General features: G+C 62.9%; 17 protein-coding genes and 1 pseudogene. 9 read left to right on the top strand and 9 right to left on the bottom strand.

Annotated features, from left to right (window positions below; translation table 11 throughout):
* Positions 1-60: 60 nt before the first annotated feature.
* Together BcanWU425_RS28800 and BcanWU425_RS28795 are read right to left on the bottom strand one after the other, a co-directional pair.
* Positions 61-1254 carry a M20/M25/M40 family metallo-hydrolase gene (locus BcanWU425_RS28800; protein WP_204510528.1) on the bottom strand — a complete coding sequence of 398 codons (1194 nt, stop codon included), beginning with the start codon at positions 1252-1254 and terminating at the stop codon, positions 61-63.
* Between the two features lie 24 nt (positions 1255-1278).
* Positions 1279-2532 carry an MFS transporter gene (locus BcanWU425_RS28795; protein ID WP_231188752.1) on the bottom strand — a complete coding sequence of 418 codons (1254 nt, stop codon included), beginning with the start codon at positions 2530-2532 and terminating at the stop codon, positions 1279-1281.
* A gap of 143 nt (positions 2533-2675) precedes the next feature.
* On the opposite strand from BcanWU425_RS28795, the gene xylB reads away from it, so the two are divergent.
* The 6 genes from xylB (at position 2676) to BcanWU425_RS28765 (ending at position 11382) form a co-directional block, all read left to right on the top strand.
* Positions 2676-4121, top strand: coding sequence for a xylulokinase (gene xylB, locus BcanWU425_RS28790; RefSeq protein WP_204510530.1), 1446 nt, complete (start codon positions 2676-2678; stop codon positions 4119-4121).
* Between the two features lie 210 nt (positions 4122-4331).
* Positions 4332-5867 (top strand): sugar ABC transporter ATP-binding protein, encoded by a 1536-nt coding sequence (locus BcanWU425_RS28785; RefSeq protein ID WP_204510531.1) that lies wholly within the window; start codon positions 4332-4334, stop codon positions 5865-5867.
* Entirely contained in the window at positions 5860-6915 is a 1056-nt protein-coding gene (locus BcanWU425_RS28780; protein WP_018458272.1) for an ABC transporter permease subunit, read from the top strand. Before BcanWU425_RS28785 ends, BcanWU425_RS28780 begins: the two co-directional genes overlap by 8 nt.
* Before the next feature lie 153 nt (positions 6916-7068).
* The gene (locus BcanWU425_RS28775) at positions 7069-8016 is read left to right on the top strand and encodes an ABC transporter substrate-binding protein (protein ID WP_018458273.1); all 948 of its coding nucleotides are present in this window, start codon (positions 7069-7071) and stop codon (positions 8014-8016) included.
* 984 nt (positions 8017-9000) lie between these two features.
* Positions 9001-9948: a phosphatase PAP2 family protein gene (locus tag BcanWU425_RS28770; protein ID WP_204510532.1), complete on the top strand. Its 948-nt coding sequence runs from the start codon at positions 9001-9003 to the stop codon at positions 9946-9948.
* A 342-nt stretch (positions 9949-10290) separates the two neighbouring features.
* A complete protein-coding gene (locus tag BcanWU425_RS28765; protein WP_204510533.1) occupies positions 10291-11382 on the top strand; it encodes a sensor histidine kinase in 1092 nt (363 codons plus the stop codon).
* 160 nt (positions 11383-11542) lie between these two features.
* Here the strand turns inward: BcanWU425_RS28765 and BcanWU425_RS28760 are convergent, their stop codons facing one another.
* From BcanWU425_RS28760 to BcanWU425_RS28735, 5 genes are all read right to left on the bottom strand, one after another.
* Positions 11543-13273, bottom strand: a complete 1731-nt coding sequence (locus tag BcanWU425_RS28760) for an adenylate/guanylate cyclase domain-containing protein (RefSeq protein ID WP_204510534.1) — start codon at positions 13271-13273, stop codon at positions 11543-11545.
* Positions 13274-13403: 130 nt separating this feature from the next.
* A complete protein-coding gene (locus BcanWU425_RS37595) occupies positions 13404-14810 on the bottom strand; it encodes an invasion associated locus B family protein (protein WP_204510535.1) in 1407 nt (468 codons plus the stop codon).
* A gap of 358 nt (positions 14811-15168) precedes the next feature.
* Entirely contained in the window at positions 15169-15519 is a 351-nt protein-coding gene (locus BcanWU425_RS28745; protein ID WP_231188750.1) for a hypothetical protein, read from the bottom strand.
* Between the two features lie 407 nt (positions 15520-15926).
* The gene (locus BcanWU425_RS28740; RefSeq protein WP_204510536.1) at positions 15927-16208 is read right to left on the bottom strand and encodes an HGGxSTG domain-containing protein; all 282 of its coding nucleotides are present in this window, start codon (positions 16206-16208) and stop codon (positions 15927-15929) included.
* Positions 16205-16861, bottom strand: coding sequence for a hypothetical protein (locus BcanWU425_RS28735; protein ID WP_204510537.1), 657 nt, complete (start codon positions 16859-16861; stop codon positions 16205-16207). Before BcanWU425_RS28735 ends, BcanWU425_RS28740 begins: the two co-directional genes overlap by 4 nt.
* 442 nt (positions 16862-17303) lie before the next feature.
* On the opposite strand from BcanWU425_RS28735, the gene BcanWU425_RS28730 reads away from it, so the two are divergent.
* On the top strand, positions 17304-18278 hold the full coding sequence (locus tag BcanWU425_RS28730; protein ID WP_204510538.1) for a Bug family tripartite tricarboxylate transporter substrate binding protein: 975 nt from the start codon (positions 17304-17306) through the stop codon (positions 18276-18278).
* On the opposite strand, the gene BcanWU425_RS28725 is transcribed toward BcanWU425_RS28730, so the two are convergent.
* Positions 18265-18747: an NUDIX domain-containing protein gene (locus BcanWU425_RS28725; RefSeq protein WP_085352065.1), complete on the bottom strand. Its 483-nt coding sequence runs from the start codon at positions 18745-18747 to the stop codon at positions 18265-18267. The two genes, BcanWU425_RS28730 and BcanWU425_RS28725, sit on opposite strands and share 14 nt — an antisense overlap.
* A gap of 102 nt (positions 18748-18849) precedes the next feature.
* Here BcanWU425_RS28725 and BcanWU425_RS28720 point away from each other — a divergent pair, with 102 nt between their 5' ends.
* Positions 18850-19974 (top strand): DUF1236 domain-containing protein, encoded by a 1125-nt coding sequence (locus tag BcanWU425_RS28720; RefSeq protein WP_204510539.1) that lies wholly within the window; start codon positions 18850-18852, stop codon positions 19972-19974.
* A 49-nt stretch (positions 19975-20023) separates the two neighbouring features.
* Here BcanWU425_RS28720 and BcanWU425_RS28715 read toward each other — a convergent pair whose 3' ends face one another.
* Positions 20024-20980 (bottom strand): lytic transglycosylase domain-containing protein, encoded by a 957-nt coding sequence (locus tag BcanWU425_RS28715; RefSeq protein ID WP_018457183.1) that lies wholly within the window; start codon positions 20978-20980, stop codon positions 20024-20026.
* Positions 20981-21163: 183 nt separating this feature from the next.
* On the opposite strand from BcanWU425_RS28715, the pseudogene BcanWU425_RS28710 reads away from it, so the two are divergent.
* Positions 21164-22197 (top strand): annotated as a pseudogene (locus BcanWU425_RS28710) (L,D-transpeptidase family protein).
* The last annotated feature ends 180 nt before the right edge of the window (positions 22198-22377 follow it).

Genomic DNA, 22377 nt, shown 5'->3' with positions numbered 1-22377 from the left:
TTTTCTTTGCAGGCTAGGCCGACGCGCACCGCCCGGCAAGCGCGCGCCATGCAAGGCAGCTCACCGCATCGTCGCGAGCTGCACGGCCAGCGCGCAGGCGCGGTCGTATTCGTCGAGATTGATCCACTCGTCGATCGTGTGCACCTCGTTCTGGCCGGCGCCGAAGGTCACGGTCGGAACGCCGTGGCGGACCATCCAGTTGGCATCGAGGCCGCCATTGGCGGTGCGCACGTTCGGGGTGCCGCCGACGGCGGACACGGCCTCCACCGCGCGTCTGACGACGGGAAGGTTGTCCTTCATGCGGAACGGGAAATAGTCGGTCTCGGCCTTGAACTTGACCTTGCCGGACTTGCCTTGCGCGTTGGTGACTTTCTTGGCCGCCTTCTCGAACGCGGCCTTGTAGGCTTTCGTGATCTCCTTGAAGAACTTTCCGTCGTGGCTGCGGCTTTCGCCGCGCACATGCACGTAGTCGGTGACGACGTTGGTGGCGTCGCCCGCGGGCCTTCCCTCGCCGCCGGTGACGGGGCCGACATTGCTGGTGCCTTGCTGCTTGCGCTTGACCACCTTGCCGAACCAGCCGCCGGCCTTCACGTCGGCGAGCGCAAGCGCGAGGATCATGGTCGAGGAGATGCCGCGCTCCGGCGCGACGCCGGCATGCGAGGCGCGGCCGAAGATTTCCACGGTCCAGCGGTCGGCACCCACGGCGCCGATGACGACGTTGGAGGCCGAGCCGCCGTCATAGTTGAAGGCCATCACCGGCGAGCCGAGCTCGTCCAGCTTGACGTGGCGCGCGCCATAGAGCCCGCTCTCCTCGCGCACGCAGAACAGCAGCGTGATCGGCGGATGATCGAGTTGCTGCTTTTCGAGCTCGGCCGCCAGCGTCACCAGCACGCCGCAGCCGCAGCGATTGTCGCCGCCGAGCGCGGTCTTCGCATCATTGACGATCTTGCGACCCGACTTTTTCGGCTTGGCGCCGGCGCATAGCGGCACGGTATCCATGTGGGTCATGAACATGATGCGCGGCTGGTTGTGCAGCGCGCCGCGGCCGGGCAGGTCGACGATGAGGTTGCCGGTCTCGGTCGGCACCGGAATGCGGGTATTGGCGTCGTCGAGCCGGATCGCTTTCGCCGGCACGCCGCTCTCCTTCAGCGCAGCCGTGAGCTCACGCCCGATTGCGGCCTCCTGTCCGGTGACGCCCTCGACGGCGAGAAAGCGCAAGAGGCGGTCGGTGGCGGCTTTGGTGTCGACAGGCATGAGATGTCCCCTTGATGCAGGGCTCTACTCTATCGTCGGTCTTGGCGAGGTATAGACCAAAAAGATCAGCGCGCCGATGCCAAGCATGGCTGCCATGAAAAGCAGCACCGCCGGCAACCCTGCAAAGGCCGCCACCGCACCGGTGATCGATTGCATCAGCGCCGCGCCGAGGAAGAAGGCGAGGTTGATCGCCGCGAGCGCCTTGCCCGCAACTTGGGCGTCGACCAGCTGCCGCGACATGCCGAACAGCAGCGGCTGTGCGGAAGTGGCAAGCCCGATGAGCACGATCAGCACGAGGTCGTATTGCGGCGGCATCACCGCAACACCACACAACACGGAAATGGCATAGCGCGGGGCCCCTAACGCCATCAGCGCCAGCAGCAACGCGCCGACGAGGTGCGTTCCCGCCACCAGCGCGCGGCGGCGTCCCAGCCTGCGGTCGATCATGCCGATGACAAGCGGACCTGCGATCATGGCCAGCGTGAACGCGCCGAGCTGGTTGCCGGCCTCGACCCGCGACAATCCCTTGACCTGCATCAGCCACGGTCCGCCCCACAGGCCGCGCAGCACCAGCGAGGTCGCAAGCGACACCAGCGCCAGCGCGATCAGGCCGCGCAAGGGCCGCGACAGTCCGAGCCTGAGCACCTCGATCATCTGCGACAGCGGCGAGGACTCGTCCTTGTGCTCGGCCGGCTGGCTCGGCACCAGCAGGAACACCGCGAGCGCCACGGCGACGCCGCCGAGCGCCGAGATCCAGAACCCGGCGCGCCAGCCGCAAGTGTCGACCACGAAGGCGAGCGGACTCGACGACAACAGCATGCCGATATTGCCGATCGAGAGGATCGCGCCGGACCACAGCCCAAAGCGCGCGGCCGACAATTGCTTGGCCGCCAACGTCATCGGGCACATCAGCATGCCGGAGGTGGCAATGCCCAGCAGCACCTGCCCGATGGCGAAGCTTTCGGGTCCCGTTGCGAACCCCGACGCGATGGCGCCGACCACGGTTCCCGCGAGCAGGCTCAGCGACACCGGCCGCACGCCAAAGCGGTCCATCGCCGCACCGACCGGGATCTGCGCGGCCGCAAACGCGAACGGGTAGACCGAGGTGAGGCTCGCCAGCGCCTGCGGTTCGATGCCGAAATCCGCCGCCATCAGGTCGAGGCTGACCGCCGGAATGGTGCGCAGCAAGGTCGAGAGCATGTGCCCGCAGGCCAGCGCAAGCAGCGCAAAGATCAGCGCGCGGGTGGCTCCCGCGTCGTGGGTGGCGGCGGTGGTCATGGGCGTTGCGTCCCGGCAAGGTTTCGGGTGGGGTTACATGATTGACGGGTGCATGCCAACATCGGGACCGCCATGGCCGCAATGTCGTGGATGCACAAGGCAACGGACGCGCAAGATCCTAAACGTGCAAGGCTAGTGACATCATGTATCTCGGCATCGACCTCGGCACCTCCGCCGTCAAAATCGTTCTGGTCGACGACGCGCAGCGCGTGGTGGCGAGCCGCAGCCGGTCACTGACGGTCTCCTCGCCGCGTCCCGGCCATTGCGAGCAGGACCCGGCACAGTGGATCGAGGCGACGTTCGCGACGCTGGACGCGCTGAAGGCGGATCACGCGCGCGAGCTGGCCGAGGTCGAGGGCATCGGCCTGTCCGGCCAGATGCACGGCGCGACGCTGCTCGACGCCAGCCACAGGCCGTTGCGGCCCTGCATTCTCTGGAATGACGGACGGTCCTTTGCGGAATGCGCCGAGCTGGAGCGGCGCTGGCCCGCCTTGCGGACCACGACAGGCAACAAGGCGATGCCGGGATTCACCGCGCCAAAATTGCTGTGGGTCGCCAGGCACGAACCGGAGATCTTCGCGGCGACAAAACTCGTGCTGCAACCAAAGGCCTATCTGCGCCTGGTGCTGACCGGCGAGGCGATCGAGGATGTCTCGGACGCCTCGGGTTCGCTGTGGCTCGATGTTAGCAGCCGCGATTGGTCGGATGAAGGACTCGCCGCGACCGCGCTATCGCGCCGGCAGATGCCCCGTCTGGTCGAGGGCTGCGCGCCGGCTGCACGGCTGCGGAGCGAGTTGGCGCAGCGCTGGGGCATGACCGGGCGGCCGATGATCGCGGGCGGGGCCGGCGACAATCCGGCGGGAGCCATCGGCATCGGCGCCATCAATCCCGGGGCAGCCTTCATTTCGCTCGGAACCTCCGGCGCATTGCTGGTGCCGACCGAGACGATCGCGGCCAATCCGGAGCGGGTCGTGCACACGTTCTGTCACGCCGTCCCCGACAGGTGGATTCAAGCCGGCGCGATCCTCTCGGCGGCATCGTGCCTGGCCTGGATCGCGCGGCTGTTGGGGATCCCTGAGACTGAGCTGCTGGCGCCGCTCGGGTTGCGCCCGCGGGCGCCGTCGCCGGTCAGCTTCCTGCCGTACCTCTCCGGCGAACGCACCCCGCACGATGACCCCGACGTGCGCGGCATGCTCGATGGGATCAGTCACGCCACCGATCGTGACGCGATCGTGCAAGCCGTGCTCGAAGGCGTCGCCTTCGCGCTTGCGGATTGCCGGGACGTGCTGGCCGAGACCGGATTGGTGATCGCGGAGGCGGATGTCATCGGCGGCGGCTCACGGTCGCGGTTCTGGCTTTCGGTGCTGGCCAATGTCCTGAACGTGCCGGTGCATCGCTTTGCCGACGGCGAGACGGGCGCGGCGTTCGGTGCGGCGCGGCTTGGCCGCCTCGCCGTCACCGGTGAGGCGATCGACGCCGTCTGCACCGCGCCACAGCGCGTCGAGACCTTCGAGCCCGACGGCGCGCTTGCGCAGGCCTATGCCGAGCGGCTGCCGCAATGGCGCCGCCTGTACCGGCCGCGGCGCTGATCGCGATACGCGATGATGTGGCGAAGAAAAGGCATCACGCGCGGGATCGGTTCCGTCTGCAAAAGATAAAAGCAGCGCCGGACCGTTGGTCGGTATGCCGGAGGTATTGCCCTGCGCCACAACCTTTTGTTTAATGCTTGCGCGCGCGCCAGGGACCAACGAGACGCGGGTGAGATTGCGATGCCGCCGTCGGCGCATCGGGGAGGTGTGATGAGCGAGCCCATCCTCGAGATGCGCCGGGTCTCTAAATCGTTCTTCAGCATCAAGGCGCTGCGCGACGTCGACCTCACCGTCTACGCGGGCGAAATCCACGCTTTGATGGGCGAGAACGGCGCCGGCAAATCCACCCTGATGAAGATCCTTTCGGGCGCCTACCGGCCGGACCCGGGCAGCGAAATCCGCATCGACGGCCAGCCCGTGCAGATCAGCGGTCCGCTCGGCGGCCGCGCAGCCGGCATCGCGATCATCTATCAGGAACTCTCGCTCGCCCCCAACCTGAGCGTTGCGGAGAATATCTATCTCGGTCGCGAGGTCTCCCGCGGCGGCTTGCTGGCGCGCGAGGCGATGCAGGCCGGCGTCGGTCCGATCCTGGCGCGGCTCGGCGCGGATTTCACGCCGCAGACGCAGGTCGCCAATCTCTCGATGGGCCAGCGCCAACTGGTCGAGATCGCGCGCGCGCTGCACGCCCGCTCCAGGATCCTGATCATGGACGAGCCGACCACCGCGTTGTCGGCCGGTGAGAGCGAAAGGCTGTTCGCGCTGATCCGCCAGCTGCGCGCCGAAGGTCTCGCCATCATCTACATCTCGCATCGCATGGACGAGGTCTATGCGCTCGGCGACCGCGTCACGGTGCTGCGCGACGGCACGCTGGTCGGCTCGCTCGACAAGGCAGACATCCGTGCCGACACCATCGTCCGGATGATGGTGGGACGCGACGTCTCGTCCTTCTACAAGAAGGAGCATGATCCCAGGAACGATCCCAACGCGCGGTCGGGAGCTCCCGTGCTTGCGGCCGTCGACATCGCCGACGGCAGGCGCGTCAAGGGATGTTCGCTGGCGGTGCATGCGGGCGAGGTGGTAGGGCTTGCCGGCCTGGTCGGCGCCGGCCGCACCGAGCTTGCGCACCTCATCATCGGCGCCGCGCCCATGATCTCCGGCCATGTCGAGATCGACGGGCGCGCGGCCTCCATCCGCACGCCCGGTGAGGCGCTGGACGCCGGCATTGCCTACCTCACCGAGGATAGGAAGGCGCTCGGCCTGTTCCTCGACATGTCCTGCCTCGACAACATCAATCTCGCGGTGCTCGGCCGCGATGCGAAATTCGGCGGCATTCTCGACCGCGACAAGGCCCGTGACCGCGCCAAGCGCGCGTTCGCGGGGCTCGGCATCCGCGCTGCGAATGTCGGTGTTCCCGCTGGCGGGCTCTCCGGCGGCAACCAGCAGAAAGTGCTGCTGTCGCGGCTGCTCGCGATCGGCCCGAAGATCCTGATCCTCGACGAGCCGACGCGCGGTGTCGACGTCGGCGCCAAGTCCGAGATCTATTCGATCATCGACAATCTCGCGAAGTCGGGCACCGCGGTTCTCGTCATCTCGTCCGACCTGCCCGAGATCATCGGCATCTGCGACCGTGTCATCGTGATGCGCGCGGGACATATCGCCGGGCAGATCCGGCGCGACGCGACATCGCCGCTCAGTCAGGAGGAGATCATGGCACTCGCCACCGGAACGGAGCAGCTCGATGCCTGAGAACGGCGCTTCCGCCAACACCGCCCCCGCCAAAGCCGTCCCCGTCGCGCCCGGTCTTGCCGCCGCGCAGGAGACGAAGCGGCAGCGGACGCGGATGATCATTCGCGCGGTCGGCATGCTGCCGGTGCTGCTGCTCTTGTGCATCGGCTTTCACGTGCTGTCGGACGGCCGCTTCTTCACCGGCCAGAACATCGGCATCGTGGTGCAGCAGTCCGCGGTCAATACCGTGCTGGCCGCAGGCATGACCTTCGTCATCCTCACCGGCGGCATCGACCTGTCGGTCGGCTCCATCTTGGCGGCGGCGGCGATGGCCGGGCTGATCATCTCCAAATTTCCCGATCTCGGGGCGCTGTGGTTGCCGGCCGCGGTGCTCACCGGCACCGTCTTCGGCATTCTCAACGGCGGCTTGATCGCGCTGTTGCGCCTGCCGCCCTTCATCGTCACGCTGGGATCGTTGACCGCCGTGCGCGGCGCGGCGCGCCTGCTCGGCGCCGACACCACGGTGTTCAATCCGTCGATCCCCTATGCCTTCATCGGCAACGGTGCTCTGACCCTCATTCCCGGCGTATTGTCGATTCCCTGGCTCTGGGTGATCGCGTTGCTGGTCATCCTGGTGTCGTGGCTGGTGCTCAAGCGCACCGTGCTCGGGGTGCATATCTACGCGGTCGGCGGCAATGAGAGCGCGGCGCGGCTCGCCGGCATCAAGGTCTGGGCCGTGTTGATTTTCGTCTACGGCGTGTCCGGCCTGCTCGCGGGCCTCGGCGGCGCGATGCAGGCAGCGCGCCTCTACGCCGCCAATGGCCTGCAGCTCGGCCAGTCCTACGAACTCGACGCCATCACCGCCGTGATCCTGGGCGGCACCTCCTTTGTCGGCGGCATCGGCTCGATCTGGGGAACGCTGGTCGGCGCGCTGATCATTGCCGTGTTGTCGAACGGCCTGATCCTGATCGGCGTGTCCGACGTCTGGCAATATGTGATCAAGGGTCTGGTCATCATCGGCGCGGTGGCGCTGGACCGCTATCGGCTGCAGGGCTCGGCTCGGACTTGAGAGCATGATCCGAAAAAGTGCGAAGCGGTTTTTCGAAAGGATCATGCTCAAACAAGGAGCATGAAAATGCAGCCGGCACCGCGCCGTCATGTTCATTCCGTCACGGCAACTGGTCGCCGCGCCGGAGCTTCAAACAGACCAGGGAGGAAGCCAATGTTGAAGTCGATCTCGCTTGCCGGCGCCGCGATGGCGCTCGTCCTGAGCTCCGCGCCGTCCTACGCCAAGGAGCTTAAGTCGATCGGCATTTCGCTGGGCTCGCTCGGCAATCCATTCTTCGTCGCGTTGTCGAAGGGCGCCGAGTTCGAGGCCAAGAAGACCAACCCCAACGTGAAGATCACGACGGTGGGCTTCGAATATGATCTCGGCAAGCAGGTCACCCAGATCGACAATTTCATCGCCGCCGGCGTCGACCTGATCCTGCTCAACCCTGGCGATCCCAAGGCGATCGGACCAGCGATCAAGAAGGCGCAGGCCGCCGGCATCGTCGTCGTTGCCGTCGACACCGCGGCCGAAGGCGCCGACGCCACGGTGACCACCAACAACGTCCAGGCCGGCGAGATCTCCTGCCAGTACATCGTCGACAAGCTGGGAGGCAAGGGCGACGTGATCATCGAGAACGGCCCGCAGGTCTCCGCGGTGATCGATCGCGTCGTCGGCTGCAAGAACGTGCTCGGCAAGAATCCCGGCATCAAGGTCCTGTCCAGCGACCAGGACGGCAAGGGCTCGCGCGAAGGCGGCCTCACGGTGGCGCAGGGCTATCTGACCCGCTTCGCCAAGATCGACGCCATCTTCGCCATCAACGACCCGCAGGCGATCGGCACCGACCTCGCCGCGCGCCAGCAGCAGCGCACCGGCATCGTCATCACCGCGGTCGACGGCGCCCCCGACATCGAAGCGGCCCTCAAGGACCCGCAGGCGACGCAGATCCAGGCCTCCGCCTCGCAGGACCCGTTCTTCATGGCCCGCCGCGCCGTGCAGGTCGGCGTCAGCATTCTCAACGGCCAGAAGCCGGCGTCCACCGTCGAGCTGCTGCCGTCGAAACTCGTGACGCGCGACAATGTCGGCGAGTACAAGGGCTGGACCTCGGATCGGTCGCAGTAGCGGGCGAGAGGCGGCCGGCGCCGGATGCGGCGCTGGTCGGCTCGCGTGGCGCGGTATTGGCTAGGCGTGCAGCGGTATCTGCCGCTTGCGATAGCCAAGGTTTCCGAGTTCCTCGGCGAATGTGGTCTTGTTGGCCGTGGCTGCCTCCCTGCTTCGACTCACTGATGCCCGATGGCGGGGCCTGACGCACCAGCGGAAGATGTGGCAGCGATACCTGCAGGATGGCCCCGTTCGCATATCACCCAAAGCGGCCTGCGGAACCCGCAGGAGGTCCGGGTCTCCTTGGCGGCGCCGCGCATGCGGAAGGCTGTTTGCCAGCATTTTCGCGCGTAACTTAACGTATACTTTATAGTTCACTGCCTATTGGAGGTTGCAGAGGATTCCCGATGACCTTGAGCCTTTCTTCCGCCGCCACCACGTTGGGTCGCCTAGCCCGGGACGAGCGCGGCAATATCGCCGTCATCTTCGCCATCGCCTTGTTGCCGGTCTTGTCATTCGTCGGCGCTGCAGCGAAATCGACGCCGCCTTCACCCAGATCGGCACATCCATTTCCAAGCTGCGCGTTTCGAAGTAGCCCCACATATCCATTTTGCTTGATATTGGCCCGGGGAAGCAAAGGCTGAAACAGCAGGCAGAGCCCGCCAAGGGCGAAATCGCATCCTCACGTGAGCGCCAACGCGGGTCACATGTTGGCTCGGCGGCTGACCTTCGCGCGAGCGATCGTGACGTCCGTTCGCGAGCTAGACCGGACCGTCGCTCATGCAAAGCGGAGTCGCAGTTTTGACCCGAAGCGGACGTGAGCTCCCTCGGAGCCTACGGTCAGCCGATGATTCAATGCGAACACGCGTAGTCAGATTTGATGAGCAGCGCGGAACCCATCGAGTTCAACACGCGGAAATTGTGTGAGCCAAATTAAACAATCATTAGATGAGCACCAGATATTGATGCTCCAGAAGGGGTCAGGGATCCCGAACGATGCGATAGATGGACAGAGTGATGCGAAATGAAGGCTTTGTCTTTGCCGTCCTCAATGCTTATCGGTTCAGCGAAATTCTGCGCTTGTGGATCGCAATTGCGATTGTTGCAGCCGTTGACCTCGTATGGCTTCGCGCCGCTGGGATGACGATGGCTATCGATCCGACGCAAGCGATTGCGTTCTGTGCTGCTGCTCTTCTCTCCTTTGTTTACACGAGGTTGAGGCCGGATCGGCGTATCGCTGAGCTTGCCACGGCTTTGGCTCAGATCATTGCCTTTACGGTCGTGGGCGCGATCCTGAGTTATCTAACCATCACGGCAAAGTTTCCGTTGGTCGATTCCCAGCTGGCCGGTGTCGACACCCTGCTGAGACTGAATTGGCTGGCTTTCTTTGAGTGGGTTGAGGTCAGACCAATTATCAAAGCGGTCCTCGCAGTCGCGTATCACAGCTGTATGCTGCAGGTCGCCATCTTGTTGGTGTGGCTGAGTGCGTGCGGGCGATTTGAAAGGATGCGAGAGTTTGTTTGGCTGTTCGTAACATCGCTCCTCGTGATTCTTCCGATCTCATGGAGACTGCCGGCAGCGAGCGCATGGGTCTACTTTGGCGTCGTCGAACGCGTCGACGCGTATCATTTGATCGATTTCAACGCACTCCGAAGCGGCGAGATGACACGCATTTCGTTGACGCACGTGAATGGTCTGATCACATTTCCTTCGTTCCACGCTGCGCTGGCCACAATACTTATATACGCCAGCCGAGGCATGAAGATGCTTTTCCCACTATACCTTGTCTTGAACTTGCTGATGCTTGCTGCAACACCTACTGTAGGCGGCCACTATTTCATCGATATCATCGCCGGTGCGGGCATCGTTCTCTGCCTCGCTTGCCTTCGACAGCTTCGCTGGGGCGTTTTGTTTGCGCGATGGAACACCTCGCCATCGCACGCGGCCGGATAGTCATCCACGCTCTGCAAGCGACAGAGCGATTTGTCTTGGCAGAGGTCATCAAACGACAAACAGATTGAAGTTCGCTTGTGGCCTGAAGGCGAAGGTCGCCATCGCCTGCGGTACACCGGAGCGGGGGCCAGCCGACATCGAGAACACGCGGGCAAACTGACCCGGAACGGACATCGCCAGGGTCTGGTCGATGTCGCCGGCGCGCCCGGTGTAGTGGCACCCCCATCTGGCCCGAAACTGATCTATCGCAGCGCCCGGCGTGGACCGCTTTGACCAACCATCGACATTGCATTGCCGAGAATTTTGGCTTTACGCTTGGGCAACGTGTCAGGAGTTGCGCGCATGGGCGGGGACACAGGTAGCCTTTTCTTGTCGGGGGGCGGCGAGATGGGCGCTCTCACAAGAGCGTTTGACTGGTCAAAAACATCGCTCGGCTCGCCGGAAGCGTGGCCGCAAAGTCTTCGGGTCACGGTGCGGCTCGTTCTTACCTCACGCCACCCGATGTTCATTTGGTGGGGACCAGACCTCATCCAGTTCTATAACGATGCGTATCGCGAAACGATGGGTCCCGAGCGGCATCCGAGCGCCTTGGGCGCGGGCGGCCGTGAATGCTGGGATGAAATATGGGACATCATTGGTCCCCAGATTGAATACGTCATGGCAGGTAAGGGGGCGACGTGGCATGAGGATCAATTGGTGCCTGTAACCCGCCACGGTCGGCGCGAGGATGTCTGGTGGACGTACAGCTTCGGTCCAATTGACCTTGAAGATAAAGTCGGCGGCGTACTCGTTGTCTGTAAAGACGTCACCTCCGAGCACATGGCAAGGGAAGCCCTGAAGCTTATCAACGAAGAGCTAAAGCACCGGTTCAAGAACACCTTTGCTGTGCTTGGTGCTGTTGCCAGCCAAACATTTCGTGACGTATCGAGCCGCGCCGATCTTGAAAAGTATAAGGCACGACTTGCCGCGTTCGGACGAGCACACGCCTTGCTGACTGCGGCGAATTGGGCTGCCGCCCCACTTCGAGATGTCGTCAACACCGCCCTGAGCCCTTACAGAACAGGCGAAGGCCGGATCACGACGTCCGGTCCTCCGCTTGTTCTCGGATCGCGGCAGGCTCTCGCCCTTTCCTTAGCGGTTCACGAGCTCGCCACCAATGCAGTGAAGTATGGCGCTCTGAGCGTGACAAGCGGCCGGGTGTCCATCGTGTGGGCAACCGAAGGTCAGGCGGGTGATCAAAAATTTGTCTTCGTCTGGCAGGAATCCGGCGGTCCATCTGTGTCGGAGCCCGCCGATAAAGGCTTCGGCTCGCAACTCATTTCGGGGGCGCTGGCATACGACTTCAGAGGGTCGGTTGCGGTGTCCTATGAATCGACCGGACTCACTTGCCGCCTCACGGCTCCGCTCGAAAATCTGGAAATGTCACCACAATAGCGGGAGCTTTTACCCGACCCATGTTGACTGCCGCGAGGACGAGGAGCCCCTCACGGGCCCGCCGTCATGTCGGGTCCTGTCCCGTAGCTGACCTGCCGCGCGCAGCCGGTGGAGGACCGCTTGTGACCCATTGGAGACGTCCGCCGTATCAGCCCGGCGCTCATTTTTCGATGTGCCACGACCCGTCCCAGTCGTTCGGAGGCGGTTCTGCTTTGAAGCTTCCGATGCGCTCGATTAGGGCCCTTGCAGGCCCGTCGTCGGGCATCGCTTCAAGCGACGCATTGAACGCAGCAAGCGCATCATCCCATCGCCGGTTGCGATAGTTCGAGAGCCCTTCCAGATACTTGTCCCGCAAGACCAGTTGTTGTGGCGTGACATCAGCTCGGCTTCCGAGGATTTCAAAAACGGCCTCGAAACGAGTTTGACCCGCCACCACAATGCGATCGATCTCCCGCGCCTCAAGTGAAGTGCCCACGGCAGCAATAGTTCTTTCGGAAACGAGATTGCGGATGCCGTACACCTTGTTCGCGCCTTCCAGCCGCGAGGCGAGGTTCACCACATCGCCCATGACGGTGTAGCTCATCATCACGTCGGAGCCGATGCTGCCGACCAGCGCCTCGCCGGTCGCGATCCCGATCCTTAGATCGCATTGCTTCATTGGAGTTGCGCGAACGCCAAGTAGCTCAGGAATCTCCTCGCGCAATTTTCCGATACGTTCGATCATTTCCAGGGAGGCGGGGCATGCAAGGCGGGCATGATCGGCCTCGTCGACGAAAGGTGGGCCCCAATAAGCCATGATGCCGTCGCCGATATACTTGTCGATGATCCCTCGGTTGTTCCGGATTGGTTCGGACATGACCGAAAGGTAGTGGTTCATGACCTTGACGAGACCTTGCGGGGTCATGCCTTCGCTAAGGCTGGTGAAGCCCTTCAAGTCGCAGAACAACACAGTCATCACCCGGCGCTGGCCTTCGGCGGCCGTCAAATTTGGGTGATCGATCAGCCCTTCAACGACGCGCGGATCGATGTATTTTCCGAATGTTTCCTTGATGCGTTGGTTGTTGCGCAATTGCACAACCATTCGATTGAAGGCGGCAGCCAGTTGTCCGATTTCGTCAGTCGCCCTTACATCGATTGATTGATCGAGCTGACCCGCTTCCACCGCGCGGGCACCTTCAAGCAATAGTCGGACAGAGCGAATGATGCCGCCGCTGACCAGATTGGCGAAGATCAATCCGACGATTGAGGCAAGCAGCGTCACGATGGCCGAGGTCAGGGCTACCCGGGTTTGTTCCGACCTTATTTTTGCGATGGCCCCATCGCTGACGGTCAACATACTCAACCGAATAGCGTTGATTTTCTCATCCAGCTCGTCGCGAACAGCGTCTGCTCGCGCAAGGCTGCGTCTGACCGCTGCAAAGTCTCTGGCCTCAAGGTGTGAAAGTAACTCTCCGGTTTCTTGCTTCAGTTGGCGGCGAGTATCGCTCAGATTTTCAATCCGGTTTTCGATGCGCGCCAGGGCTGCATTGTCCGAGGGTGTACTTGCGTCCTCAATGATCGAATTGATCAGTGTCCGCGCGGCTTGCGCTTCGCTTTCGACCTCGGCTCCCTTCTCGTTGTAGAGCTCCAAGCGGGCTCTATATCCGAGCACATCGGGCGGCTCCTGCATCTTCGCGATCACCATGCGGCGGACTGCGAGACCTCGTTCCAGAGACAGAGTATTGATCCGCGTTAGATGCCCGTTGATCGGCGCGTACCGTGCAGAGAGTTCATCAAGCAGATGGCCGACCCGCCTGACCATCACTATCGATAGGACCGACGTCGCCAGCATGAGGATGATCAATCCGACGGAGATCGCAACAATCCGCCGCCGTATCGACTGCTTGATCATCGATCCGGAGAATTTCTTCAATCCTTTAAGAGCAGGAATCTTTGAATGTCTCGTGCTCCGTAGAGAAACGTCCGATGTACTCACAGTCGAGCTTCCTTTCGGTCAGCCCCGTCAGGCGGTCCAACTTCATTCATTCTTCAGTCAGGCTGAAATCGAAAGTTTCGGCAGGCGGGTCTTGGTGAACAGCCCCGAACTGGCTCAGCGGCAACTTTATCGTCACCGAAGAGGAGTAAAGGTCTGTGAGTTCGAGTTTGAGCTGTTGGCCGGCTTCCATTTGAGCCGCCACCGTTGGTTCAATTCCACGTGCTGCGATGCAGATGTTGGTGAGACACCAGGTGAAAGGAACCTGGACAGGACTGCCTTGATCTACCGTCACCTTGACTCCCTGCTGCAGATTTGCCCCTTGCGGAACGAACAGCTGCAGGCGAGCGGGACCGTCAGCTCGTTCGATCAGATCGACACGGGCCACGATCTGATCGAGATCGTCCGTGGCGGTTGACGTCGATCGGCATATGTTGGTTCGATCGGATGAGGCGAAACAAAGCTTTTTCCAGGTTGAGAAATGGATGTTCTCAGGCAGCCGCAATCGTGGCGGCTTCGACGGAGGCTCCCGCTGGGCAGAAGGGCCGTTGACTGGCTGCCCAAGCGGCGGAGCGGTCGCTGAATGCTTCTCCAGAAATTGCGATACCAAGGGCGACCAGATCGGCACCGCGTCGGCGAAATCGATCATGAAGTGCCCGTCGGTCCCAAAGGACGGGAGCATACGATAATCGGCATTTCCGCCCGCTTCGACAAAGGCCTGATGCATCCTCATCGTCAATTCCGGACCGAAGTAGCTGTCGTTTTCCGCGTAGATCCAAAGCATCGGTACGCGTGCGGTGCGGCCGAATTCGCTGGTGGCGGCAACGAGCTTGTCGGGAGCACAATTGTTGTTGGGTTTGCCGTCAACTCGGCCTCCGCGTCCCGCTGCAAAGGTAATGATGGCCTGAACTGATGACGGGTTTAGGCTCCCAAGAGCAATCGAGCCCCATCCGCCGCCCGACTGGCCAACGACGATGACCTTACCCGGCTGGATCATCTTCTTCTTGCTCATGTAGTCGATGACCCACTCGTTCAGAGTGGCGATGGCGAGCCCGGGACCACGGAAGTTTGGGTTGTCGCAGCTACCGACGTGGGCAAAGACGGCTCCGTAGAGACCCTGATCTTTATCATCGAGACTGCTGGCCCCGTACCTGACGGGCGAGATGACCACATAACCGCGACGTGCAAACCAACGTGCCGCGTCCCGATACTCGATCGCCGGAAACATCGTCCGCTGGTTGGCTTCCAGCGAAATTCCATGGTTCATAACCACTAGCGGAAACGGACCATCTCCGACCGGCCGTACCAGGAAGGCAAGCACCGGCAGTGGAAACGGCAGCGCCCAAATTTCCTCTTGGATTACTTGTCCCGCAGTTCGGTCATCTGCCGCGGCTGGGGAATGGACTGCCGAGGGGAAAGCCAGCAAAAGAAGAATGGCCAGCAAGTGCTTCAGCATCTTCTTTCTCCGACGATCTGGTCTGGGTCTGACGCTAGGTCTCGGAGGCAGGAATCCGTTGATTTGGATCAAAGCGACCAACCGCAAGTTCCCGACGTCGTGCGGCTTAGTGGCCTAGCAAAAAAAGCGTCGTCGGAAACTCGGATGAGCGTGCACGGCCTTTCATGCGGCTCCTGGCTTTTTGACGGCCTTAGGGCCTGTTTCGAGCTTTAACCCCGCCGCCGCTATCGTCGTTGGTCTGCTTGTGGGCCTGAAGGCGAAGTATCCGGCACGCCGGCAGCTAGGGCCATAGCGGACATCGAGAATACGCGGGCAAATCGGTGCGAATGACCCGAAGCGGAGCACCTTGAAAGTGAGGTCAAGTCATGAATCCGGGCATGAAGCATCGGACGCGCGGATGGCCGTCTATGTAATGCCTCCAGACCATTGTACGGCCGAAGCGGTTTGGTTCTGTGACAACCGCACCGTCAGGTACGAGCACCCATTCGCCGTCGATGAGGACGCGGTAACGGCCCCGACTGGACTCCCAATCGGCATCGGACACTATGTATCCGTCGGCATCAGTACAGCACTTTCCAAATTCGCTCTGCAAGCTTTCAAACCAAGACTTCAGCGCAGAGTGGTCGTATCGGCCATCGTCGCGTGCAAGGACCGGCGTCAGTAGCAACGCTGAACCCAGCAACGATGCCGCAAGTTTCGCTGGAAACATCTGTTTGCCTCCGCGATATTCGCCGGCCGATCCGCTGGCTTGGTTCGGCTTAGGCTGGCAACCCGGAAACTAAATCCGTTGCAACTGCCGCTGACGATCGCTCGATGCTGTGATGGGACAGTTCATTCCCATCCCCACTGAGGTGAGTCCGGAAATTCGAGCGAAGGTTCAAATACGACAACGCTTCAACTAAAGGTCAGTGCAGCTGCTTCTTTGGCCTAGCCTGCCCTTAGCCGACCTCTGGGCTGGCGCCGAGCTTGTCCGCTCATGACGGCGTAGCCGACCAAAGCCCTCACAGACTTAAGGAAATGACCCACGGTGCATGAGTCTGCACGGCATCTGTTGCGGATCTCCACAACCGCGTTCGTCAACGACGATTGCGATCTACGGTGCGTCGCCTTTATGGCCTATTCGGCAACTCGCGACAGCTCCGCAAGGAGCTTCAACGCATCATTCAGCACGGCCCGATCCTGCGCTCGTTCAGCGGCCGCATCACCCGTGAATTCGCCATGCGTCCGCGCATTCTGATTTCCCTTCGGCGCGCCTGATCTCCGTGCGCCGCCGTGCATGCGGCAGCGAGACTTGCCGTGCACTGCAGGCGCGCGGCAGGCGAGGCCGCTGCGCGTCCCGGCGCCGCAGCGCGGGCTCGTCCACATCGCGCCGGTGTTGCGGATGTGATCGCCGCTCATGCATTGCTGCCCTGTCTGGATTCGGCCCGTTCGTATTCGCCGGCCTCACGCGGCGGGACCAGTCCTGCGGCTGCCGCAGCGTGCGGCTCCGCGACGATCATGCTGGCGTGCTGGGTCACGTTGCCCACGATCGCCCTGCCGCCGTCCTGCACCGACAAGTTCCGGACCGTGATCGCGCGCTCGCCGTTGTTGCGGTGGCGGCTGAGTGCCTCGATCTGGCTTGCGAAGGTGCGGGCCAGCCGGGTCAGCGCGCGTGTGAGGCTCTCCTGCTGCGGAATGTCGTCGGTGAGGGCGAGGCGGCAGGCAGAACGCATCGTTGCGGCGTGAACGGACACCATCTGCACTGCGAGCATGGCCTCGATCGAGTCCTTCGGCGCGATGCTCTTCACCAGCGAGATCATGAAGGCGAGATTGGCTTCATCGGGCTTCCGTCCGGTCACGCTGGCCTTCACCAATTGCTTGAGGAGACCATGCAGCGCGTCGCGATCGGCGGCGCCGAGCGCCTCCGCCAGCAGCCGTTCGCCGGCTTGGGGGTCGGCATGGCGGATCGCAATCCCCCGCTTGTAGAGCTTGATCCGCGGGCTCACGTCGGGGCCGCTGCGATCGTTTGCCGCAACCGGCAGCGTGCTGTGGCGTTTGGCAGATGTCGTCATGTGCTGTGTCCTTTGCCCGCGCGGGCTCACTGCGCGCGACATCGATCGCTCGGCTTGCGCGCCTGTGGGATTTTCGGGATGTTGATGAAGGGCTTACGCGCAATCGCCGCGCGACGCCCCATGGTCGGGCGGCGTGGACGCTGACGATTGTTGCGATGATGCCATTCTGCCGGTGTTTTGCCCGACGTGTCAAACGAAGATTGCGAAGCGCGCAATCCTCGTTCGTGCAAATCCTCGTTCGTCCAAGTTCTTGATCTCGCAAGCGTCGGCTACTGTGCATGGGGTTGTTTTTGCGTTTTTTGTTTCGAACCGGCTCCGACCTGCCGCGCGACGGAATGCCGGCCCGCAAACGCGATTGCGAAATCCGCCGCGGCCGCTCATCATGATCCGCGAAAGCGCCGCGGCCCGCAGAAGTGGCGCGATTCGTCTGGGGAGAGAACGAATGCAACGAACGCTTCGCCTGCTGGCGATCGTCGCCGGATTGTGCGTGACGACGGAGGCCTTCGCGCAAAAATATCCGGTGCGGCCGGTCAAGATCATGGTCGGCTTCAGCGCGGGCGGCCCGGTCGACGTCGTCGCGCGCATCGTCGCCGATCGGCTGAGCAACAAGCTCGGACAAGCTTTCGTGGTCGAGAACCGCGCCGGCGCCAACGGCATGATCGCGGCCGAAGGGGTCGCGCGTGCGGAAGGCGACGGCTACACGATGCTGGCCTGCAACTCCTCCACCATCACGCTCAACAAGACGCTGTTCAAGGATATCCGCTACGACCCGGAAAAGGACTTCGCGCCGCTCACCACCGTCGTGTCGGCGCCGCTCGTGCTGGTGGTCAATCCGGAGAATCCCAGGACGGCCAACATCAACACCGTCGCCGATCTCGTCGCCGCGGCAAAGGCTGCGCCCGGCGCGCTTGCCTACGGCTCGGGCGGCAACGGCAACCTTGCCCATCTCGCCATGGAGCTGCTCAGCGAGAGGGCCGGCGTCAAGATGATCCACGTGCCCTATCGCGGTGGTGCTGCGTCCGAGGTCGGTATCCTCGCGCAGGAGGTCCTGGCAGTGTTCGATCCCTTATCCGCCGTGCCGCTGGTGAAGGCCGGCAAGCTGCGCGCGCTCGCGGTGTCCTCCGCCGAGCGGCTGCCGGCGTTGCCTGATGTGCCGACCGTCGCGGAAGCCGGCTATCCCGGCTTCGACATCTCGTTCTGGGTCGGCTTCTTCATGCCGAAGGCAACCCCCGCGCCGACGCTCGAGATGCTGCACCGGGAGATCGTCGCCGCAGCCAACGATCCGCTGTTACGGGAGCGGCTGGAGACGCAGGGCGTCGTCAGCGTGCTGAGTTCGGCCGACTACGCCGCCAAGATCGCGAAGGAGATCAAGGAACTCGCCGAAGTGGTGGCGGCGGCGAACATCAAGGCGGAGTAGGGCGTCTGCTTGGCGTGCTGCCGGCCACCTGAGCCAGCCGCTCGAGCAGCGGGCGCTGTCCTGCGTTGATCTTCTCGTGCGCTGCTGCGAGCGTGAACCATTCGGCACGATCGACCTCCGGGAAGGTCTGACGTTTGCCGCTGCGTGGCGGCCATTCCATCTCGAATGTGTTGCTGCGAATGCTGCGCAAATCGACGTCGAACTCGGCCGCGAACGCGGTGACGATCTTGCCGCCGCGCTGCCTGACCTGGCCAAGCGAAGTCAGCGGCGTGGACAGCTCAAGCCCAAGCTCCTCGGCAAACTCCCGTCGCGCGGCGGTTTCTGCGTCTTCGTCTGCGTACTCGCCCTTCGGAATCGACCATGCCCCGAGGTCCTTGTTGCGCCAGAACGGTCCTCCGGGATGAACGAGCAGAACCTCGAGCTCCCCACGTTTGCGATAGGCAATGATCCCGGCGCTTTTCGATGGCATCGCAGGTTCCGTTCAGGCGGCGCATTCGGCCGGGAAAAAGTGGAACAGACGCTTTTAGCGCAGGTTAATAGCTAACGCTTTGACCGAACAAGGGAGTGAACCATGATCCGCCTGTTGGCAACGACCGCCTTAGGGCTGGTGCTGGCGAACGCCGCCTTTGCGCAATCGCCAAGCAGCAACACCAAGTCTGAGCAAACGCCGCAACCCCAGTCCAATTCCGCAGCTCCGTCCAACACGTCGCCGTCTGGCGCGGCACAAACACAGCAGTCGCGATCGCAGCCGCAGCAATCATCAACGCCCGGAGCGTCGACACAGAATACCCAGGCGACCACTCCGTCTTCCGGATCGGCCAATTCCGGCTCCGGGACCAACGCCACCAACAGCGCGGACACGTCCTCGCGGCCGCCCAGTGGTACGGCAAACTCCAACGCGGCCGGTAACCAGCCCGCCTCGCAGCAGAGCGCCAATCCGCCGGCGGCGAACTCGAACCAGACGCAGGATCGCTCCAACCCTCCGTCGAACAATACCAATCAGGCGCAGCAGGCGCCTGGTTCATCTGGTACCAACCAGGCCCAGCAATCGCCAAACACGCCGAGCAGCAATCAGGCGCAAGACCAGCGGACCGGTGCCAATTCACAGGCCGCCGCCCGCACTGACGTCAACCTCAACAAGCAGCAGGAGACCAAGATCAGCGCGTCCATCTCGCATCTCAACGTGCGGCCGCTGACCAGCGTCAATTTCTCGCTCAACGTCGGCACGGTGGTGCCGCGCGATGTCCAGCTATCGACGCTGCCACCCGATGTGGTCGAGATCGTGCCGCAATATCGCGGCTACAGCTTTGCGCTGGTGAAGGATGAAATCGTCGTGGTCGATCCGGCGACATACAAGATCGTAACCGTGCTGCCGTACTCGGGACAATCCACCGCGACAACGACGACCACGCGTGAGCGCAGCGCCAGCAAGTTTTCGGATCGCGATCGCGAAGTGATCCGCAAGCATGCGAAGACCCGCACCGAGGGACGGAGCGAACGACAGACCACCGGCAGCACCGCGCGGTCCGAGATCCATGTTGGTGACCGCGTTCCCGAGAGTGTCGAGGTCGAGGAATTCCCGAGCACCGTCTATCGGGACGCGCCCGACCTGCGCGAGTACCGCTACATCCACCGCGATACGCGGACCTATGTCGTCGAGCCCCGCGAACGCCGCATCATCGAGGAGATCGACTAGTTCGCGGCCACTGGAAGCCGCTCCATCGAGCGGCTTCCGGATTTGCGCATCAGCCCGAAGATCGTTCGCGCGCTGCAAAACGGATGGCGCGGGCCTTCGCGCTCTTTCCCGCCGCACGCGCGGCGATCATGCTGCGTGCCTTGCCGTGGGTGTTCTTCCGGATCAGAGACGCGAGCCGCTTGCGTGCGTGGCTGGCGGTCAATCGCGCCGCCAGTTGCTCGGCCTTGCGAATGATGGTGGCGACCGAGGGCGTCAGGTTCACCGGAACCCAGGCGACGTCCTTCGTCTTGGACAGGCTGCCGATGCCCTCGCAGGGTGCTTCGCGCGGCAGGTCGATCCGGATCGCGAGGGCTTCCGCGCGTTCGGTCCAGTCCTCGGCCCTGGTGCCGGTGATGATGCGGACATAGTCGCGTGTCTCACGCGGCAGCTCGCTCTCTTTGGCGAGCCATTTCTGGATTCGGCCGGGACCTGCGTTGTAGGCGGCTGCGGCAAGGCCGAGATTTCCGAAATCGTCGCGCAGCTTGCGCAGGAACTTGGCCGATGCCGGCAGCGCCTTCATCGCATCGAACGGATCATCTAGCCCGACCTCCGCTGCCGTTTCCGGCATGAACTGCGCGACGCCCTGCGCGCCGGCCTGGCTGACCTCGTTGGACTTGAAGCGGCTCTCCTGCCAGATCAAACGCGCGAAGAACGGCACGGGAATGCCGCTGGCTTCGGCAGCTCCGCGAAGCGCGTGGCAGAAGCGTTCCGTCGGCGAAACCGGCGCCTGCGCGACGGGTTCGACCGTATCCGGCGGCTCGGGGGTCTCCTCATAGGCCGCACGCGCATTGGCGAGCTCGAGGGCCTGCACGCTTGCAAGGAACAGCTCGACCACCGGAACAAGTGACGAGGCCTGAGTGTTTTGAAGAACGGCGTGATCGAAAGCTGATGGTTGGCGGGACGCCGACGGATCGAAGTCGCACATCAGAATCATGAACGCGGCGCACGCCGCGACGACAAATCGCATTGCTGGAGCAACCTCGAACTGTGGGTGAACGGCCAGCGATGCGCCGGCGATAAGGAGTTATTAACCGAGCGATTGCGGCAAAGCTGCGGTCTCGTCGGTTCCCACGGTGTTACTACGGTGTTCCCGCCGGAAACTCTTTGCTCCGCGAATTTGCGGGGGCGTTGGCGAATGGGGACGAGCGAGATGATGCGGTGGATGCTTGGCGCGGTGATTTCGCTGGCGGCGATCTCTTCGGCGCTTGCGGGCAATCTCGATGCGGCAGCGGTAAACGATGCTGCGCGTCCCGCAAAGCAACCTGCTAGCGACAAGCTCAACGCCGCGATCGTGAAGCTTCAGATTCTGCTCGACCGTGCGCGGTTCTCGCCCGGGGAGATCGACGGCAAGCTCGGAGAGAGCGCGCAGAAGGCACTGAAAGCATTCGCCGAGCAGAACGGCGTTGCATCGGATAAACGATCGCGCCCGAGCTTTGGGACAAGTTGAACGCCGCGAGCGAAGGCGCCGTCCTCGTCGAATACAAGATCACGGACGCGGATGTGAAGGGCCCGTTTCTGAAGGAGCTGCCCGGCAAGCTTGATGACATGAAGCCGCTGAAGGCGCTGAGCTACACCAGCCCGCTCGAAGGGCTTGCCGAGAAATCCCACATGAGCGCCGATCTGCTCAAGGCGCTCAACCCGGACAAGGCCTTCGACAAGGTGGGAGCGACCATCGTCGTTGCAAACGTTCCGGCGCGGCGAGAGCTTCCGAACATCGCGCGGCTCGACGTCGACAAAAGGAACGGGACGCTGAAAGCATTCGACCAGGGCGCCACCCTGATCGCGTTCTATCCCGCGTCAATCGGAAGTCCGGATCGTCCGACGCCGAGCGGTACGCTCAAGGTCACCAGCACCCACGAGAATCCGGTTTATCACTACAACCCTGACTACAAGTTCAGAAGCGTCAAATCGAAACAGCCGTTCGATGTTCAGCCGGGCCCGAACAATCCGGTGGGAGCATACTGGATCGGCTTGTCCGCACAGGGGTACGGCATCCACGGAACGTCGGAGCCCGACAGGGTCAGCAAGTCCGCGTCGCATGGCTGCGTCAGGTTGACCAATTGGGACGTGCGCGCGCTGGGCGAGCACGTCAAGCGCGGCACACCGGTGGTCTTTCTGGATGCGCCGACGGACTCCTCGTCCGAGCAGCGGCGGAAGTCCGGCGGTAGGCGCGCCTCGAACTAGTCTTTGGGAAAGTCCTTGCGCATCGCGATTTCGGCGGCATCACCGGGCGACAGCACGGTCTGGTCGAACGCTGCTTGCCCTCGTCATGATATCGTAGAGCGAGATGCCCTTGATGGCTTGCCCATGAGCTCGCGGACGCAGTCGGCGAGCGTGCCGTTGTAGACGGGATAGGGCGGACCT

It is taken from the genome of Bradyrhizobium sp. WU425 (assembly GCF_021052305.1).
Lineage (GTDB): Bacteria > Pseudomonadota > Alphaproteobacteria > Rhizobiales > Xanthobacteraceae > Bradyrhizobium > Bradyrhizobium canariense_D.
This window is presented reverse-complemented; position numbering and strand designations above follow the sequence as displayed.